The following is a 15,817-nucleotide window of genomic DNA, read 5'->3' as shown; positions in this document are numbered from 1 at the left end:
CATCGGATCTGTCACCGTCAATCTCAATGTATAGCTGCTCTGCGGCACATCCAGCATCATAAATGCCTTGGTCGTTCCGGACGGGATGGCGGAAACCGTGTAAATCGTTTGATACGTTCCTCCGTTCATGCTTCTTTCCACCTGAATATTGACCACATCGCCGTCCGGGTCTGTCGGCACGATCGTTACCGTCACATCGTCATTCTGATACACTGTCGACGGCTGGATCGCGATGGTACCCGTCGGCGCTCGGTTGATGTACATCCACGTTTTTGGCGAATAGCTGGACCAGACATAACCGTCAAACACTCTCACCCACACCTGCAGCTTCTGCCCTGCCGGCAGGTCCTGATTCACCGTCCAACTGCCGATGCTTGCCCATGAGCCTTGGTAATATTGACCGGAATCCAGGATTATCACCGTGTTCGTTTCGTTTGTAATCTGAATTTGAAAGTAGCTGAATTGCGTCCCCACATCCGGATCGCTTTGATTCCATTGCAAGGTCGGCCTCACGGAATTGAATACGGTCGGGTTGGCTTGCGTGCCTCCCGGCACCAGCATCGTCGCTGTTGGTGGCCGGTTCGTGATCAGCCACCCGATGTTCGACCAGGCTGACCATGCCGTTCCGTCAGATACCCGGACCTGAAACTGATACTTGGCACCTGGAATAAGTGCGAGCGGAACCTTCCACTGTTGGGTCATGTTCGCTGTTCCTTGCGAAATGATTCCGCTATCGATGACTATGTTCCCTGCTTCATCCTTCAGCAACACTTGATAGGCGGCAAAAATTGTGTTGGCATCTGTATCTGTTTGATTCCATGTCACGACCGGCTCTGTCGTGTTGGAAAAGCTGGGGGACGCCTGTGTCCCCGTTGGATAGGTCAATACAGCCGTTGGAGGGTTGTTGGGTACAGCAACGGTAACATCAACTGTCTGATCATACCAATCGCTCCAGACTCCATCCTCTTGCATGACCACTTCACTAACCGTATACCTCCCTGTATGGCTTGGATTCGTTGGAAAACCAAAAGCTGTCGTACCATCTGGTGCCGTATACTTCCACTTTCGGTCAAAAATGCCCCGATTCGCCTGGTAGCTGCTTTGATACTGTACCGGACTCAGCCAACGGTCAGGATCAAAGCTTTGATCGTTGGGGCTCAGCGTGTTATTGGCGTTTTTCGTGATCGTGAACCGTGCCACTGGCATGCGAATGACTTTTACCATTTGCGAGTACGGGTCCGAGTATTGGCTATAGCCGACAAAAACCCCGTCAGCATAGCTGTATCCCGTAGGGGACGGATCATCGGGAATCTGATAATCCACTTTGTAGATCCCCACTTTGTTTAATACCGGATTTGGCGACGTGACCACCTGATTGCTGTAGCTGTTGGTTGGCGCCGTATCCGAATACCCGTCTCCGCTGTCCAGAAACACGTAGGGCTGCTGATTGGAAAACGTCCATTTGGCCTTGACCGGAACAGCCGGATCCGTTTCGGGATCACTGTACGTCGTCGAATATTGAATCGGCTGACCTACCACGATGACATTATTCAAAAGTTGTGTTCCCGGATAGACGGTCATGGAAATAGCTTTAAATTCTACATTATCCTTCGTTGAATATGGGCCGTAGGAACCTGCCGCCGTCATGCGGGAATCGCGAACATCAATCATCGGCGCTCCGTTAACGTATACCTTGATTCGGTCGCCGTTGGCCTTGATTTTGACCGTGTAGAAGGTATCGTTCGCAAGTCCATATGCGGATTCCTGCAGAACCGTTCGGTTCCCGTTGTCATACGCGATCAGTCGAATGTGGTAGATATCCTGCTCCACGCGATACATATTCTGGTTGTCCTTCATCCGGAACGAAAAGCCGGCTGTTTCGACAGGATAGTAGTTGTCGGTGCCTTTAAAATTCACACTGTATGCGAATTCGGCATTTTGGGCCTGCTGCGCCGGGCTGTACAGTTGTCCGAACGTGTTGATCGCTTCTTTTTTGGCTCTGCTTAACGCAGGACCTTCGAGAATTCTGGTCCAATTGCCATGATTAGAATCGAAGCCTTTTACGAATATTTTTCCATCTTGATATAAGTAAATTCCCCTGAGCTCAGCCGTAGATAGGCTGCTGCTGTTACCAGTTGTCGCAGAGAAAAATTTGCTCTCTCCAATCAAGCTACCGTTCGAAGAGTCAAAAGCCTGCAAGTAAAAATTCCCGGTATTTCCACTCAGCGTCGCATAAGCAATCAGCAGATAGCCGTCTTTTGACATCGTGACCAGATCTCTGTCTGTGGTATAGTTACCTTTTGCTGCTGTCGTCGTCCATAGGAGATTCCCATCAAAATCATAAGCAATTACTGATCCCGAAGTGGCGGAATTTCTTGGAGCCTTCCTTACAATAATTTTATCCTGATACACATTTAAAAGCGTCGCATCATTGGAAGTTCCGCTGATAATGACAACATCTTTGTAAAGACCTACCGTCTGCCGTATTGCGGACTCGCAAATGAACATTGGTGTCCGTCATCGTGTAAGCAAGCTTGCTCAGGTTTGCATTCAAAACAGTCGTGGAGGATAAAGCTCCGGGCTCTTTCAAGCTCCAGACTGTTCCTCCGTCCAATACTTTGGACACGAACCATTCCGTATAGCCTTGGGAATAATTCCACGCACTACTTATTGAGTAAACAGGCGTTCCATACATCGAATAATGATTATTAGGAGCAAGTGCATCCATGAATTGATTGCTCGAATTTGAGCATGTATAAAATGTGCCAGGCGAATAAGTCAGGTCCATAAGACGATTTATCGGATATCGGAGATACGTATTGTACGTGCTTGAACAACCATTTGCACCTGATCCATCCCCCACCAAAAAGTACAAATAATCGGGCGTTGAATAGTATCGATATGACCAATAGGGGTTGCTGATCGTTCGTATCGTCACGCCGTTTTTTTGAACTACGTAACGGTGATTGGACGTGTCCGATATAATCTTGATGTCCTCCCCGAGCGCGACAGCATCGATCTCTTCTTTTGTCGCATCGCGTACCGTCAGCGCACCAGGGTCTGGAGCATTCGCAGCCGTCATCATATTGCTATACGCCGGCGTGTCGTAGATCGGCAAGGTTTGCAAGTTGCCTGAGCTATTCTTGTACCACGCTTTCCCCACGTCACCGTCCAGCGATCCGCTTCGCCAGCTTGCAGAGAGCAACATGTCGGGGGTGATCGCCGTTGGCAGGTTAAGCGCTGGCGGTGTGACCTCGCCAGCCATCGTAAATGTCGCCGTCGGGTTATCGTTTACGACATCGATCACGTAATCCTGCTGAGCTGATTTGTGCTGCGGCGTTGCCTCGTCGATGTAGACGCGGATTCTACATTTTCCCACTTGGGTAGGCGTATACGTGAAGCTCCCACTGGCATCCCGGATTAGAACTTTGGAAACGTCGTCTGCATAAGAACCGTTATTGTTCACGTCACAAGTCAGCGTATCGGTGTGACTGCCGATCGGATCATCGTCCGGGCTATAACTTGTATCCTTGAAGCTCATGCTGACTCCCCGTACTCCCGTTGCATTGTAAGCAAGCTGCGCCTTTGGCGGCAAGTCCGGTAGTACATTAAGCGTCGCCTGAGCTGGCGAAATTGCATGCAGCCCGTTACTGTCCACGACATCAAGCGTTACCGTTTGCTGCCCTGGTGACGGGTAAATGCTGAGCTTGTTGCCCCAGATGTACTGCTTGATGGCATAACCGCCGGGACTGTAGCTTCGGCTACCGGAAATATCCGGCGTAAATGGCCGCCCTTCCACTACTTTGGGAGGTAAGTCAATCTGTGGCACAGGATTAGGCGGCACGACATCAAGAGAAACCGTTTTACTGCTGGTAGCCCCGCGGGTATCCATCGCCGTAACCTTGATTGTGTGATGACCGAGCACATCGGCTTTAATCATGTTGTAATGATCTTCGTAGTTATAGCCAAATTTTTCGTTATAGACGTATTGAAGCCATGAGCTGCTGTTGTCCCAATCCCAGATATAAATGATTCCATCACCGTCTGGGTCGTAAGGATGTGGTGGTGTCGGTCTCGGGTCTTGAATCACGCGCAAATTTACATAGCTGCCGACGACAACCTGATTGATAGGTTCAAATCCGGCCAAATCCCAATTATTGAAAAAACCAGCTTCGAATACCGGAGGGTTATTATTGTCGGGCATGATGATTTCGAATGTCTTTGGGCCGACTGTTTTGGTTGTGCCGCAGTTGGTTTTAATCTTCATTGTCACGCTTACTTGTCCTGCCCCCATGCCTCCGGGATACGGTGGGCCAGCAAAGTTTACGGAAAACACATTTGAAGACGGGTATCGATTATATGTGATTCCGTTTTGACTGAAGGCATAACCAAATTCGTCCAGTTTACAGCTATTTCCTCCACTCACACTAACATTGATTGGACTAACATAGTTACTTTCACCGAAATTCATAGTTATCTTTTCTAGTTTAAAATCCCCCGTTACGACTTCGGGCCCAGGAGTTGGCGTGGGGCTTGCACACGACGATTTCGGATGTATCGAAAATGTAGCTACATTGTCCGATATATTGCTTTCCTGTGGTAGCTTATCAATGCTGATCGTAATACTCTTATCCGCTGAGAACGTATAGCTGAATGTACCAGTTCCCTTTCCCCCATTACCGACAAGACCGTTATAGGAAAAGGTTTGATAAATTACTCCATCGAGCAGGATCGTAGCCTTAAACGTGCTGGTAATAGCCGTTGCCCCGCTGTTAGTGAATGAAAAGTGAAATGTTTGAGGAATACCCGTTTGAATACAAACGTTGGCTTCATCGAGGGCGATATTGCCCAAATTCGCTCCAGCCGGGCCTGGCCCATAAGTAACTGTCACTTTATTTGAGTATTCGTAACTGCGTGCCGTCAGGTCGACAATGAAAGCAAAATAGTAAACTAGCACCTTTGCCCCACTTGGAGGCGAAGCAAGTTCTTTCGATGATGTTGTCCCTTCGCGATTGTTGACAGGATCATAGTCGTTTATAAAATCGAAAGATTGGCTGAAATTCACTTTATATTCACTTGCATTTTTACCTTGTTCTGGTTTTCCTAAAATATTTAAAGTTTCTCGATCAGTTCGTCCTTTTCCATTTGAAGGTCCATCGATAACTGCGCTCAAATTGTAATCGGCAGAGGCATCTGTAATTGATTCGACGTTTTCAGGCATTACTTCAAGTTGTCTTGAATCCTGAGTTTTATAAGCCTGATTAATCGTTGCAGTCATGCTTAAATCAAAAAAATCAGTAGAAGAGCAACCTGGATACCTTGGCATGCTATAGCCTGAAATATTTTCAGTTGGCGATGAAGTAGCTATATGCTTACTTCCTGATCGACCACTTGAAGGCCCACAGTTTACGTTCTGACTTTTGCCATCCTTATCGATAAGATCGGCATACCAGTTCAGCCCATTCGAAGATCCGGGTATGTATCTATACCAAGCGTAGTAGCCCAAAGCTGAATTGTTTCCCCTTGATTTCACAACAATAGGGACACCCTTTAAACTTATCTTATCGTTGAATGAGGGATGATCTTGAGCAACTGACGGAGTTATGGCTTCATTGTTATAAGAAATACTTTTAATTATCATCCCATCATCTCTCCGCGGGATGTTAAGGTTTGCTTCAATAATTGCGTTTTTTGAAAAGTAGCTAGAATTATCAAGTTGGCCACTGTCTATAAAACTGACAGGAAAATCTTCAGTTACTTGTTCTGAAGCGTTTGCTTTAATCCATTCAATAATGTCTGTAGTAGGAAACATCCCTACAAAAAGCAGAAATATTAAAGTAAGGTGTACTATTCTTCTTTTAATCTTCATAGCTGGCTACCCCTAGTATTGTTTAGAAGTTACAATACCTAGAACCGTTTTATCAATTGGTTGTGTAAATGCCTTAACTGGTGCCAGCAAACGTATTTGAATAACTCCATCCGTTTGATAACCGCTCTTCGGCAAAATAAAAGGAAAGATGTCCGCACCCGGCAATGAAATTCCAGTGAGTGTATTTAGCTCACCGTTATAAAAAGCTTCCCAGTCTGGATTTACAAATCCAATAGGGTATGCTTGCAGTCCAATATCACAGGCATATTCTGTTGCATCGCAATAATCGACATGTGTTTTAAAAATAAGAATATAACTATTGGGATGATCTTTAACGAATGGTCTTACTCCTCGTTTAGAGGAAGCTGTCCAGGTTAATTTACTGACATCGCCAAGCAAGTAGCGATTAGGGTCATTCGGATCGGCCAAATCAATAGCAATAACCCAATCCAGTGTCCCTTTGAACTTTTTATCCGGAGTTTCCAAATACAGATTCTCTGGGTTCCAGGACGCGTCCTCCCATTGTTTTCCACCAAACAGCTCTGGGATCATTGTAAAAATATTCGTTTTTTTCAAATCAAGTTCCGCATTGCTAGCAGCATATTTATCCACGGGTAACTTTGTTCCGGACTTCAGCTTCAGTACGCGGTCAATGATCGTAACCGACTGAGCCCGTGTGGTGTTAGCCGTTGGAGCCAGCTCTCCTCGATCGAGGCCCTGGATTAATCCAGCTTTGGTCGCATTGTACATAGCCGACTTGTCATCCAACTGCACAGCTTTATTCATAAATGTAGCGTCGGTGGCCCGAACCGCAATGCGCGACATTTCCAATCGTGATATCGGGGTATTCATTTCATTCGCCGGAAAATCGGTATCACGCAGTATACCACTTTTGGTAGCAGCCTCCGCATACGGTTTATACCAGTCCGATCCTGTCGTAGTTCCACTAACCGTTTCCTTCGTGGCAGATATAATCAGCTTGATAAACTCTGCCCTGGTAACCATTTGTTCTGGACGGAATGTACCATCCTCAAAACCATCGACGTAACCGGCTAACGTCGCACTTGTAATCGCATCCTTTGCCCAATGATTATCTATATCGTTAAAACGAACCGGCGAAACGGTATTCGGCGTTGATGCTGCAGCAACTGATTTTTCTGCGTTATTTTGAAATGTGCAGCCCGTGATTGCTAAAAAGCTCATAAATGCAATCATGGTTTTTTTCATACTTCCACTCTCCTGTGAAATGATATACTTTGATCTGTATTTCGCTGTATAGCCTTCTGATCTCGCTTCAAAAATGAAGCTAACTCTCTACTGTAACTGTTCTACCTTGCTGTCCATGTTTAGTTTGTATTCATCCGCAAGGAAATGAGCAAAATCGCGCAGCTCAACGACTGAAATTTCACATTTATCGAGCACATCTTGGATGAATTCGTCATCACCAACTGTAATACCCGCGCACAAACGGATTCTCCCTGATTCATCATACTGATAGTTGTCCCTTCCAAGTTAACAATGATTGCAGCATAGTAGACGATGACCTTCGCACCTGCAGCAGGTAAATCCCTGAAGGATTCATATTTGTTATCAAAGTCTGCGAATCTTTGTTGAAAATAAACTCGATACTGCCCAGCATCGTTCGGCTTTGAAGTAACACCAATATCAGATCTTGACAATGTTCCCGTTTTTGTCTGGGACATCAGCGTACCAGTTTCGGCCTTGTGCCCCACCTGGGCTATATCTGTACCAAGCGTAGTATCCCTTCGTTCCGTCGGCATTTCCAACTGATGTGACTATTTGTGGGCTACCATTAATGTCATTTACGAGGTCAGAATATTGATTTCTGCCAACTGCTGCGGGGGGCGTAATATCTTGCGACCCATGAAAAATTTTGCTGATAACCTTCCCCACCGGAACAGTTACGTTAATGCTACCACCGGATAAATAGCTACTCGACGAATAGTATTTATGATCTGAAGCCATATTGGCTCCAGCGTAAATAAAACTTAATGGTGTCGTCATCGATTCAGGGGTCGCAGCGAAAGCCTCTAGTTCATCCAGTAGAAGTACCATCGATTGTGAAGTATAAGTCATTACAATAAGCATTATTACACTAAGAAGCCTTATACGTTTCTTGGATCTACCCATCTTTCCTATTTACCTCCCTCACAAGAACATAATAAAATCTTAGTTCTCCGGTACGTAAATAGAGACAATCGTGCGTGTTGAGTCATTTACTGGTGGTCTAGCCGGGGCGTTTAGCTTTATAGAAATATCATTTTTAGGAACGCTATATCCGGATTTCGGCATAATATATGCATCCACGTCACCACGTCTGGTTTTAAAAATTTTTGCAAGTGTATTTAAAGTTCCGTTTGCCAGTGCCACCCGATCAGGACTCTCAAATCCATAAATCGAGAAACCAATACCTATATTATCCGCATAAGCTTGAGTGTCCTTGACGTAATCGACATGACTTTGTATCAGTATGACATAGCTGTCTGGATAATCTTTAATCAGGGGCATTTCACCCTTTCGTCCTGGAGCGAACCAATGTAAGCCACTAATATCCCCCAGAAGTCCACGATTAGGATCGTTCGGATTTGCCATGTCGATTACCACCACCTGATCGATCTGGCCCTTAAATTTTCCGTCAGCAGTTTCGAGCACCAGCTTATCAGGGCTCCAAGTAGTCGATTCTCCTTGCACACCACCAAACACTGGAATCATCGAAAACAAATTCGTTTTCTTGAATGCCAGCTCCGCATTCGAGATAGCCAACTTGTCAGTTTCCAGTTTTTCTCCGCTGTTCACGCTCAAAATGCGTTCGATAATCGTAACAGATTGAGCGCGGGTCGTGCTTCCGGCTGGAGCGAGCTCTCCGTTTGCAAGCCCTTGAACAAGCCCTTTGCTGGTAGCCGTGAACATCGCGCCCTGATCATTCAGGTTGACTTCCCGCTGCTGGAGTGTCGGATCGGTCGCCCTGACGGCGATTTTAGCCATTTGTAGACGGTTGATCGGCTTGGTGAGCACGATATCCGTATTGATGGCATCCTCACGCAAATAGCCTTTGTCCACGGCTGCCTTAACGTAAGGGACATACCAATCCGCCCCTGTCGTATTACCGCTGACAGGCAACTTGGTTGCCGTCACGACCATTTTCAGAAACTCCGCGCCAGTCACGTAATTTTCCGGCCGGAACGATCCGTCATCGTAGCCATCCACATATTTTTTCTCGATCGCCTTGGCTACCGCTTGTTTGGCCCAATGATCCCGCATGTCTGCAAATGGCGTTGGGTTATCATCGGCTTGCGTAGATGCCGGAATAATACTTCCAAGTGAACACATTGCCAATAACCCTGCCAGCACAAACTTTTTTTTCATTTTCATCATTGATTCTCTCCCCACATGAAGAATATTCATAAACTTATCATTCTTTTTCCAGTTAAACAGATTCATGCAACTATCTAAGCAATTTCTCAAAAGAATCCCAGGACTACAGAGCCATACCGATGGCGAAAATACCAGATCCCACATATAAACAAATAGCCAAAACGGCTATCATTTTCGAAGTTAAGAACCCGACCAGACGCGTTCCACAGATCGTTTGTTTTGAATTTTATGGACGCTACATGGGTGGAAAAGGATCGATTGCAGGTTACAGAACTGACGCTGCCGAATTTTTCGGCGGACAATCCTAAGTTTGGGATTGAAGTTGAATACACCTACAAATTGATTGTTCCATTTATTTCTTATGATTTAATTGAAAACCAGGCCGAATCGCATTATTAAAAGCTTGGGTCAGGCGGGATTTTACCTGCTCCTCCACTCGCTGGGTGTAAGCATCCAACGACTCGTTCGCATCCTGAACCGGGTCCAGTGTCTGCTCCTTGACGATTTGCTTCAATTCATCCGAAGCCGTGCTCAGCAAATTATGGGTCGCTACTTGCTTGGTCATTTCCGACGTCGCATTTTGTAAGGACATCTGAACAATCGTCAGTTTGATGATCGTCATCAGGCATAATACAAATGCCAGAAATAAGGGGAGAACCAGCGCCGCCTCCAGTGTTATACTCCCGTTTTCATTTGTGCGGAACTTCATCTGCATTCTCCCCTTGGTTCTTTTTAATTGGTGATTTTTACGTCCCAGTAGCCGGATTCACCGGAAACATCTTCGTATTTAATACGGTAGGCGTCTCGTTTCTGAACATCCATGTAAATGTAGCCTTCAAATACTTCATCTTGTAGATATCTTGCCATTGACAAATTACTTTCCAAATTTTCTCCAGTAATTCCAGTATTAAAACCAATGAAATTATCTCCCATATTAGTTTCATTTGCATCATAAAGAGTAAAATTATTTAACTTGTTCACAACATCAGCCGCCAAATTCTTTACTGACTTTACTTTAGCCTTCATTACAAGAATTTCATCATATTGTGGCTTTAGTTTAGCCCCCTCTTTCTGATTCAAAGTGGACTGGATATTTCCGCTGTCTAATGTAATTTCGAATGTACCTATAGTTTTCGTTTTTACACCGAGCACTTCGACTTTTCCTAATGACTTCCCACTCGAAGGAGAATTTACCTCAGGTGTGACAACTGTACCGGCAGAATTATTTTGCGCAGGAAGCGTTGTAGAAGTTGCCCCTGTTGAGGTCACCTGCCCACCACCGCAGCCGTTTAAAATCAAAGCAAGCGATACGACGGTTAATCCAATAGTAAATATTCTCATTTACATAAACCTCCATTAATTATCAATAAGACATTTCTTGTGATCCATTATTATAATAAAACCTGTTTCCTTTTACTTCTTGGTCCGTAAACAAGGATCGACTTAAAGATTTCATTATTTCCGGTAAAAACCATAAGCGTACGGAAAACTGAGCATTTCCCGACAGATAAGAGAAGTATTGACTTAAATCTTTATCTGTATCAAGTTGAATCAATGCCTGCATTCTTGCTAATTTCTTAGTCTCTGCACTGTGAATAAGCAGAAATAATCGTAAATAGTCCTTATACTTCAATTTAATCGTGTTTAAAGGTTGAATACCGGCCAGTGGAACCTCTTTCCCTGCGAAAAACCCAATCATGTCTTGCAAAGCTTGGCCCACTCCATAAGCAATTGCGGCAATAAGTATCAATAAGGGGTGTCCTAAGGACCTAAATTGAGGCTTAGTTAACCCTTCTACAACCCCTATCGCCACCCGAATCAAAAACAACTCTCCCAAAGCCGCCCCAACATTCGCTCCAGGCTTATGAAACCCATAAATTAAATATTCAATGCCCGAATTGTCAGCCCCCAACGCTTTGGCCAACTCGTTCGCATCGACCTTCCCGTCTTTAAAATAATTCGAGGAAGCTGCGGGATCGAAGCTATTGAAGTGCTCAAATGCGTATTCGTTGACATACATTTCATTGCGCATCGATTCAAAAAAATCGCCCAAGCCGGCAAACAGCAAATCCATCGCCGACATCGCCTGACTACTTGCATCCTCATAGTCATCGCTTGGCTCAATTTGCCCTTTATCTGCGTCATCTACTTGTTGCTGCATGTATTTTTGATAATAAGTATCCAGCTTTTGATAATCCTCATTCTCCGCTTTCAGCGTCTTGAAAGCATTCAATATGTTAAATACATCCTTAATGCCAAGGTTCGCCTTCTCTTCCTGCTGGGTAACCAGAGGGCTTTCCTTATTCTGCTCGTACTTCGCCTTCTCCTCACGCCGCTTTGCTTCCTCCGGATAGTTCTCCGGCAAGCTGTTCTTGTAAATTTGTGCGCCTGCAGCGCTGTGATTCAGGTAAATGTCCTGAGCCAAGCCCTTCACGGTGACGACCGTTGGAGGCTGGCGCGAGCTTTGATACGCCGTCGGCAGGGCTGACGTCAATTGATCTACGCTGTTTTTGACTGCTGTCAGCTTCGACTTTTCGGCTTGCAGGTCCTGCTCCATTCGCTCGAAATAGCTTTCCGGCAAAATCAAGCTTTCCATATCCTTGATCAACTTTTCCAAGGAGGCTTGTTCCTGACTGAGATCGCCGTTCTGCGGCGTGGCGGCTCCATCGGCATTTGGCGCGTTGCTCACATTCTCATAGTTGCTGGCTCCGGTTTCCTGCTTCGCTTTGTCCAATGCTTCCTTCATCTTTTGATTGGCTTCCTTGGCATCGGCCAGCTGCTTCTCTGTATTCGGATAAAGGCCGATCACAGCGTCCAGCTTTTGTCCGAGCTGTTGAAGCGCGCTGTGCGCTTGAGAAAGATACACGTTCAGCGGTCCCAGCGTATCCCGGATGGATGTATCCAGCTTGATCCACTCATTGTTCATCTCGACCAATTGATCCGATAAAGCGTCAATCTGGCGCTCCTGCGCCGATGTATCTACAGCTTCACCTTCTCCGGCGCTAGCCGTCATTTGGCTGATTTGCTGCTGAATCGACTGGATTTGATTTCGTACCGCTTGCTGCCGCTGCTCCAGTTCGGCTTTCTGCTTCTCCCACTTTTGAATATCCAGATAGTAGCGTTCGACCATGTCATAGTGACTGGCAATCGTTTCGACATCGGCAATTTGGCCAAACAATCTGTTGCTATCCGTCAGATCGAAGCTGCCGCCGTTTTTGTCGATCAGAGACGGAATAGCCAAATTCGCTTGATCCAACGCTTTGCGGCTTTCCCAAAAGCTGTCCAGACTTTTTTCCCGGCTGTCATAGCTTTTACGCATCGCTTTGGATGCTTTCGTGGCCGCCGAGGCGGTTTTCATCACTGCAGCCAATTGCTTGAATTTATCGAACATCTCTAGCGTAATTTCGATAGGCGCTTTGTATTTCATATCTTCGAGCACCTGCTGCTCGAACACAACGTGATTGCCCAAGTCGCCGGTAGCCTCCAAGTGCGCGGAATCGGCTGACAACTGAGGATCGATCAGAGAGAACGAACCGTCGCCGGCCGGATGAGTCAGGTTCTGCTCGATGATTTCACGAAATAAAGGCTCTACTTGCTCCTTGCTGACGCCAAACAAGCCGTATTTACCTTGCAGCTCTTTATCAAATGCTGCCAGCGCCGAGCGTACCGCTGCGTCGACAGCCATATCGGTTTGTCGTTTCGCTGCCTGAATGCGTGCAAAATCGATCAAAACCGCATTAAATAAAAAGACGGCCGCTACGATGCTGATCAAAAAGATCGATACCGAGCCGTCCTCCTTCAGCTTGAACCCCTTCATGCGCCACGCTTCCTTTAATTGCTGTTATTTCTGCTTTTTAGAGAGAATAGAACCGATCGTTGACTTCGCTGTCGTCGCCATCTTCTTGCCAGCATAAATGGAAAAATCCACATTTCGGATAAACTCAGCCGGTTCGGTTACAAAGGCGCTAGCATCGGCTTCCACCAATTCTTTGTGGAACCAGACCGTAATAAAACCGGGCATTTTGAGCGGATTCTCCAAATGCACTTTGATCTTTCTTTTATAAAATACGTTCTCATAGCTCATTGTACCGCTAAACCCCGGTGGCAAAAGGCTGGCAGCTCTTTGCAGCTTGTAGGTCGTCAAATTGCTTTCTCGCGCAGGCTTGCTGCGATCGCCAGACGAAATCGTTATTGCCTGAGGCTGCACTGCTTGGGAAAACCGGAAGGTCAGCACATCCAGCATATTAAAATCGCTGAACCGCCAATACAAACCGTCGTTCTGGCGCTGCTGGCCAGTACCGCTGTCTTTCTCGTAAGGGTTGAACTTTCCCGTCGCAGCGTCCTTGTAGCTGTTGTCCCAACTCCAGGCCGCGCGCTTAGCCGTCAGATCGGCAAAGTAATACAAGGTAGATTTCTGATAAATATATAAGCTCAAAAATATCAGCAAAATCGTTACCAAAAACACAATGGGAAAAACAAGGGAAGCTTCAATGGTGAAACTTCCCTTTTGGTTCGACCAGAGTCTTTTGATCATATTAAGGCTGGGACGAAGCAGACGGGTCGAACTTATTAATTTCTGTTTCAGATCCGTCCAGTAACTTTTTAACCCAACTCACGATTTTGTCTTTGAAAATCACCGCAATCACTACAATCACCGCAATGATCAAAATAATTTCCAACGTGCCGATCCCTTCTTCATTTTTCCAAAAGCGGTTCCAGGCATCTTTCCAACGTTTCATGTGTAGACCTCCTAAAAAATATATGTTTTATTATTTCATCATCATGATTGCAGGGGCGGCAACAACCACCATTACAACCAGGAAGATCATAACCATCGGAAACACGAGCTTGGACGAGGCTTCCTCGCCCATTGTGCGGGAAATGGCCTTGCGCTTTTCCCATAAATTGCGGGACAACTGCTGCAGGGCAATAACAAATTCATCGCCGCCGCGCCGGTAATTGAGCAAAACGGTCGTCGTAAACACCGTCACCTCCTGTACCGCACAGCGCTTGCTGAGCTCCTCCAGCGCGAGCGCAAACGAATAGTTGTTGCGCAGTTGGTTGGCTACCTCGCGCAGCTCGGCGTACAGCGGGCTTATCTCTGGCGGCTTGCCTTGATCGACGCAATGCATCATCGCTTTTTGCACGGTTTCACCGGCATTGACCAGCAACGTAATTTTATTCAGAAACTCGGGCAGCTCCAGCAGCATGTCCTGCTTGCGAACCCGAATCTGCTTGTCCAAATCGCGCACCATCAGTGGCGGCGTCAGCACCGCGAGCAGTATGCCGACTGCGACCAGTGTCAGATTGCCCTCAGAAGCGATGCCGAGCAACACGGCTATGATCAAGAGCAAGAGGAACGCGGAAAGCAGTTGAGCGATAAACATTCGCGTATAATTCCATCCGGCCTTGCTGCCGTATAAGGCGACAATTTTATGATGAATCTTGTTGACCGTTCGCGAGATTCGCTCCATCAAGCCCGTTTTATCGAGCAAATACAGTGAAGCTGGAGCCATAAACGTCAGTTGAAATTTCCCTGTATGTCCGGCAATGAACTCGGCGTATTGTTTTCCCGCTGCTCCGTAAGAGCCAACCACCAACAGCACAAGAGCCGCCAGTACGATCCACATTCCCGTTAACATGCACTCACACCCTGATATTCATAATACGCTGCGTAAACCAATAGCAGCCAAGCAGCACCAACAAAGCTGCGGTCATTAGCAGATACCCCGCTCCGCTGTGCAGCGGAGCCATGTAATCCGGCGAGCTGAGTGAAAGGAACGCGACGATGACGATAGGTGCAACGCTAAGCGCCTTGGATTCAAAGCGTTTTTGCGCAACCATTACAGCAATTTCCTGCTGTATGTCGAGCTTGTCTCCAATTATGTTGGAAGTACGTCGGATAATTTCGACCAGATCCCCGCCGGTTCTTTTGCAACTGATAAAAACGTCAGCAAAATTCTGGATATCCTCCAGATCGGAGCGCGCTCCAAAATCCGCCAAGGCTCGTTCAATCGGCTCCCCGTTCTCAATGCGATGGACAATAACTCCAAATTCGCGAAGGATGTAGGTTCTCGGGTCGGGATACAACAGCTGCAAGTCCTTGATCGTTTCCTGAAACGCATTTTCGACCGACCGGCCTGCACCAAGGGAAGAGGACAACGAATACAAAGCCTGCTTGAATTGGTCGTTAAGCTCATTTTTCCGCTTCTCCAGCAGCTTCCTTCGACGGGCCCGCGGATTCAGCAAGCCGAGGCTGGCAGCAACGCATGCCAGAATCAAATTATTGTAAAATAAATACCCCAGCGCAAAATACAACAGGCAACCGACAATCAGCGCTTCGATTCTTTCTCTGGCCGACAGGGTATATACGCTGTAATCCGTCAATGCCTCTCCGTTAGTTTCTTGCACGACGGCAGGACGCCTTTGCGGCTTTGCCTGGTCCACCTCTCCCGGATCACCGACATGCTGTCGCTTTCTGTCGGATAGTCTGAATAGCAGCCAGATGACAACTCCCGCCGCCAAGGCGATAAGAATAATGGTCATGATTCA

At 46.6% G+C, this 15,817-nt stretch carries 12 protein-coding genes; all 12 read right to left on the bottom strand.

Annotation, left to right across the window (positions count from 1 at the left end; genetic code table 11):
* A partial coding sequence (locus B5M42_RS16330; protein ID WP_230632949.1) for a DUF1080 domain-containing protein occupies window positions 1-2,265 on the bottom strand: 2,265 nt, incomplete at its 3' end.
* 163 nt (window positions 2,266-2,428) lie between these two features.
* On the bottom strand, window positions 2,429-5,869 hold the full coding sequence (locus B5M42_RS16325; protein ID WP_134757723.1) for a hypothetical protein: 3,441 nt from the start codon (window positions 5,867-5,869) through the stop codon (window positions 2,429-2,431).
* A gap of 12 nt (window positions 5,870-5,881) precedes the next feature.
* Complete coding sequence (locus tag B5M42_RS16320) at window positions 5,882-7,096, bottom strand: S-layer homology domain-containing protein (RefSeq protein WP_134757721.1); 1,215 nt, start codon at window positions 7,094-7,096, stop codon at window positions 5,882-5,884.
* 438 nt (window positions 7,097-7,534) lie between these two features.
* Window positions 7,535-8,020, bottom strand: coding sequence for a hypothetical protein (locus B5M42_RS16315; RefSeq protein WP_134757719.1), 486 nt, complete (start codon window positions 8,018-8,020; stop codon window positions 7,535-7,537).
* 39 nt (window positions 8,021-8,059) lie between these two features.
* The gene (locus B5M42_RS16310; RefSeq protein WP_167690366.1) at window positions 8,060-9,265 is read right to left on the bottom strand and encodes an S-layer homology domain-containing protein; all 1,206 of its coding nucleotides are present in this window, start codon (window positions 9,263-9,265) and stop codon (window positions 8,060-8,062) included.
* A 352-nt stretch (window positions 9,266-9,617) separates the two neighbouring features.
* Window positions 9,618-9,974, bottom strand: coding sequence for a TadE/TadG family type IV pilus assembly protein (locus tag B5M42_RS16305; RefSeq protein WP_230632948.1), 357 nt, complete (start codon window positions 9,972-9,974; stop codon window positions 9,618-9,620).
* 23 nt (window positions 9,975-9,997) lie between these two features.
* Entirely contained in the window at window positions 9,998-10,606 is a 609-nt protein-coding gene (locus B5M42_RS16300; RefSeq protein WP_134757842.1) for a hypothetical protein, read from the bottom strand.
* Window positions 10,607-10,628: 22 nt separating this feature from the next.
* On the bottom strand, window positions 10,629-13,037 hold the full coding sequence (locus B5M42_RS16295) for a hypothetical protein (protein ID WP_230632947.1): 2,409 nt from the start codon (window positions 13,035-13,037) through the stop codon (window positions 10,629-10,631).
* Window positions 13,038-13,106: 69 nt separating this feature from the next.
* Entirely contained in the window at window positions 13,107-13,799 is a 693-nt protein-coding gene (locus B5M42_RS16290) for a TadE/TadG family type IV pilus assembly protein (RefSeq protein WP_134750453.1), read from the bottom strand.
* A gap of 1 nt (window position 13,800) precedes the next feature.
* On the bottom strand, window positions 13,801-14,004 hold the full coding sequence (locus tag B5M42_RS16285) for a Flp1 family type IVb pilin (protein ID WP_134750451.1): 204 nt from the start codon (window positions 14,002-14,004) through the stop codon (window positions 13,801-13,803).
* A gap of 30 nt (window positions 14,005-14,034) precedes the next feature.
* A complete protein-coding gene (locus tag B5M42_RS16280) occupies window positions 14,035-14,907 on the bottom strand; it encodes a type II secretion system F family protein (RefSeq protein ID WP_134750449.1) in 873 nt (290 codons plus the stop codon).
* A 4-nt stretch (window positions 14,908-14,911) separates the two neighbouring features.
* Window positions 14,912-15,811 (bottom strand): type II secretion system F family protein, encoded by a 900-nt coding sequence (locus B5M42_RS16275; protein WP_134750447.1) that lies wholly within the window; start codon window positions 15,809-15,811, stop codon window positions 14,912-14,914.
* Between the last annotated feature and the right edge of the window lie 6 nt (window positions 15,812-15,817).

Source organism: Paenibacillus athensensis, from assembly GCF_004514475.2.
Lineage (GTDB): Bacteria > Bacillota > Bacilli > Paenibacillales > NBRC-103111 > Paenibacillus_AL > Paenibacillus_AL athensensis.
This window is presented reverse-complemented; position numbering and strand designations above follow the sequence as displayed.

Excerpts from the sequence above, each read along its gene's own strand:
- B5M42_RS16275 (WP_134750447.1), bottom strand. The coding sequence starts at position 15,811 with ATGACCATTATTCTTATCGCCTTGGCGGCGGGAGTTGTCATCTGGCTG.
- B5M42_RS16290 (WP_134750453.1), bottom strand. The coding sequence starts at position 13,799 with ATGATCAAAAGACTCTGGTCGAACCAAAAGGGAAGTTTCACCATTGAA.
- B5M42_RS16315 (WP_134757719.1), bottom strand. The coding sequence starts at position 8,020 with ATGGGTAGATCCAAGAAACGTATAAGGCTTCTTAGTGTAATAATGCTT.
- B5M42_RS16300 (WP_134757842.1), bottom strand. The coding sequence starts at position 10,606 with ATGAGAATATTTACTATTGGATTAACCGTCGTATCGCTTGCTTTGATT.
- B5M42_RS16320 (WP_134757721.1), bottom strand. The coding sequence starts at position 7,096 with ATGAAAAAAACCATGATTGCATTTATGAGCTTTTTAGCAATCACGGGC.
- B5M42_RS16310 (WP_167690366.1), bottom strand. The coding sequence starts at position 9,265 with ATGATGAAAATGAAAAAAAAGTTTGTGCTGGCAGGGTTATTGGCAATG.
- B5M42_RS16325 (WP_134757723.1), bottom strand. The coding sequence starts at position 5,869 with ATGAAGATTAAAAGAAGAATAGTACACCTTACTTTAATATTTCTGCTT.
- B5M42_RS16280 (WP_134750449.1), bottom strand. The coding sequence starts at position 14,907 with ATGTTAACGGGAATGTGGATCGTACTGGCGGCTCTTGTGCTGTTGGTG.
- B5M42_RS16305 (WP_230632948.1), bottom strand. The coding sequence starts at position 9,974 with ATGAAGTTCCGCACAAATGAAAACGGGAGTATAACACTGGAGGCGGCG.
- B5M42_RS16285 (WP_134750451.1), bottom strand. The coding sequence starts at position 14,004 with ATGAAACGTTGGAAAGATGCCTGGAACCGCTTTTGGAAAAATGAAGAA.